Source organism: Vibrio ouci (assembly GCF_004551525.1).
GTDB lineage: Bacteria > Pseudomonadota > Gammaproteobacteria > Enterobacterales > Vibrionaceae > Vibrio > Vibrio ouci.
On the sequence record NZ_SATR01000118.1, the window covers coordinates 1 to 2,749 of the forward strand.

A 2,749-nucleotide genomic window follows, 5' to 3' on the forward strand; every position below is an offset into this window, starting at 1 on the left:
AAAATTGGCATGTTTTACGGCTAGAGAGATTCAAGAATTTAGGCCGACAATACTGATTTGCTGAGTCTACTAGAGACGAATTGCCAGAGGGACAAAGAACTAGAGCCTGAGACATTTAAGCCTTTGAAATACAAGTAAACATAACGCCGCGTTAAGTAGTGAGCAACGCAGACCACCTAACCTAAACCATTGTGCCGTAAACACTAAATTCAAAGTAAACCGAAAATGCCGAGCGTTGCGAATCTGTCTTAAACGCTTTGTTATGCGCGTTGCTGATTAGCTCGCTATCGCTCCAATTCGACCTGATTTCGTATGTAAGTCGGAATAGCGAGCTTGTCGTCTAGACTTTCAAATTTTGAAGCTGTATTTGCGCCAACAATTTCATTCAGCTCATCAAAGCTAATCCCAATGACTCTACATGCCGTCATAAGACCGTTAATAAATGACTTCTTTTCACGCTTTTGCTGCACTTCAGTCGCTGGAATTTCGCAGTAATCACAATATTCTTGACTGAGTAAAGCCAATAACTCGGCTTTCGACTCCATACTGACACCTTTTAATCGAAACATATCGCCCTATTATCAGGCAGTTAACGAGTAAATTCTAGGGAATAGATCTAGCATTCACCTTCAAGCGCATAACGCCGCATTAAGGTGTGAGCGACGCTTGGCTATACTTGAGCGAAGCGAAACTGCCAAGCGTTGCGAATCACTCTTAAATGCTTTGTTAGTTGTTTATTTCAGCGTTTGACGTATTTTACCTGCGTTACCATTCACAACGACCTCAGCATATGAGCCATTTAGTATTGTCATATTTGGCGGTAAATGACCAATATCAACATCATAGACAACAGGAATCTCCAAGTCCTTAGTTACTTCAGTTAACGCTTCTTCAATGGTAATGTCTTTGCCGCATTTATCTAGTACCGAACTCCTGCCAATGAGTAGTCCATTGCAGAGTTCAAATACACCTTTATATTTTAAGCTTTGAAGTGCTCGCTTAAAAACTGTTGGAGACATTTCTACGTTTTCTAAATAGAGGATGAGACCATCGTTTTTGAATCTTTTGTGCAAAAGATGAATATCAAAATATTCAGTGCCAATTAAGTGCATCATGGTGTCAAAACAGCCCCCAACAAGGCGACCACTGAATACAATCTCTTTATTTCCCGATACCTTCCAGACTGTCGGCTCTGTTGTATTTAAAGTAAAGTTAGGATCATCTGAAAATGAAGTACCATCTATTTGATAGTACTTCGATGAATGCTGTTCAAAAGATGAACCTTCATCCTTTGTTAACCAATTCAAGGTACTAGATGTGAGCCAATCAGGCTCATTAGGATGGAGATCCATTAGGTTCGAGCAATGAACCGTTACCCAACCGAGTTTTGTCATTAAAGCCGTAGAAACCGTACTTACATCTGAATACCCCAAAATCCATTTGGGCTTAACGGTTTGCAATTTCTCGTAGTCAAGTAGCGGGAGTATATCCATTGCAAACTCACCTCCCCAAGGAGGTACAACCGCATTAATGCTATCATCACACAGAAATCGCATAAATTCCGCTGCCCGATGCTTAGCACAAGCACTCACATGTTTCGTATTTTCACGTAAGCACTCTCCTTCAATTACTTCAAAATCTTGTTTTTTTAGGTTTTCGATTACAATGTTCAAACGCTTGTGAAGCGAGCTTGGAACACCTGAGGAGAATGCTGTAACAGCAACTCTACTACCTTTACCTAATGGAACTGGATATTTCATATTTCTTCCTACAACTAACGCCCAATTAAGTTGTGAGCAACGCTGCCAAAGCACTCAAACACTTCACCGTAATCACAAAACCGATTGAAACCGAAAGCGCCGAGCGTTGCGAATCAGCTTGAATTGCTTGTTAGGCAAATTTTCTGTGTACTCACTAACTTGGTTTGAAAACAGAATACCTTAAACACGATAAGCAACCAATCACCCACTGACTTTTTGTGATTCAAGAACTACTGAAGTTGCTATGTTACAGCCGAGGTTTCAACAACTGCGAAACGCAGACGTTCAGCGGCAAAGTAGCTTTTAAAACTGAGAAACTAAAAGCTGCGAACTGGCAGCTAATAACTAAGTTTAATGGGTCTTGTCCTTTCCACACTTTAAGCCAGTGAAATTCACCACCAACCAATTCTTAAATCCAATGAGGCAACCCACGAACTTGGGCATGTTTTACGGTTGGAGTGATTCAAGAACTTGAGCCGACAATACGGAATTGCCGACCGAGAAAAACGATGGGCAAAGGAAGCAAGAAGATTAGAACAAAGAACTTTTCTGCCCTTTGCCTAACGCCTTGTTAAGGGGTGAGCAACGCAATGCCGATGCCGCCGCCTACCGCCTTAAACACAAAAACCAACGCATAGTAAAAATGCCACGCGTTGCGAATCCCTCTTGAACAATTTGTTATGTTTACCACAAACATATGATTTACTTGAGAAAGAACTGCTATTTCTAACTAATTTTCTGAGCTAAACCACAAGGCAAGAACCAACTTGGCCACCAAAGGCGATTAACCTAAAACCAGTAATTCCACTTCCCTGCCCAATGAGGCAACCCGACCAAGTAACAACGAGCCCCCTGTCTTTCCAACCGAAGCGCAAAACAATGTTGAATTGCCGAGGCAACTGCCAAGCTGAAATGTTGCTTGGTTATGAACCTAAAAGCGACTTTGAGCCAGTAAAATGAAAAGCCGACCGCCACGACCTGACAATGAA

At 41.7% G+C, this 2,749-nt stretch carries 3 protein-coding genes; all 3 read right to left on the reverse strand.

Annotation, left to right across the window (positions count from 1 at the left end):
* Positions 1 to 284: 284 nt before the first annotated feature.
* Positions 285 to 545, reverse strand: a complete 261-nt coding sequence (locus tag ELS82_RS24055; protein ID WP_134837663.1) for a hypothetical protein — start codon at positions 543 to 545, stop codon at positions 285 to 287.
* A gap of 189 nt (positions 546 to 734) precedes the next feature.
* The gene (locus tag ELS82_RS24060; protein WP_134837661.1) at positions 735 to 1,760 is read right to left on the reverse strand and encodes a S66 family peptidase; all 1,026 of its coding nucleotides are present in this window, start codon (positions 1,758 to 1,760) and stop codon (positions 735 to 737) included.
* A gap of 789 nt (positions 1,761 to 2,549) precedes the next feature.
* Positions 2,550 to 2,749 (reverse strand): hypothetical protein (locus ELS82_RS26750; protein ID WP_208733284.1); only part of this gene is annotated, 200 nt, incomplete at its 5' end.

Excerpts from the sequence above, each read along its gene's own strand:
- ELS82_RS24055 (WP_134837663.1), bottom strand. The coding sequence starts at position 545 with ATGGAGTCGAAAGCCGAGTTATTGGCTTTACTCAGTCAAGAATATTGT.
- ELS82_RS24060 (WP_134837661.1), bottom strand. The coding sequence starts at position 1,760 with ATGAAATATCCAGTTCCATTAGGTAAAGGTAGTAGAGTTGCTGTTACA.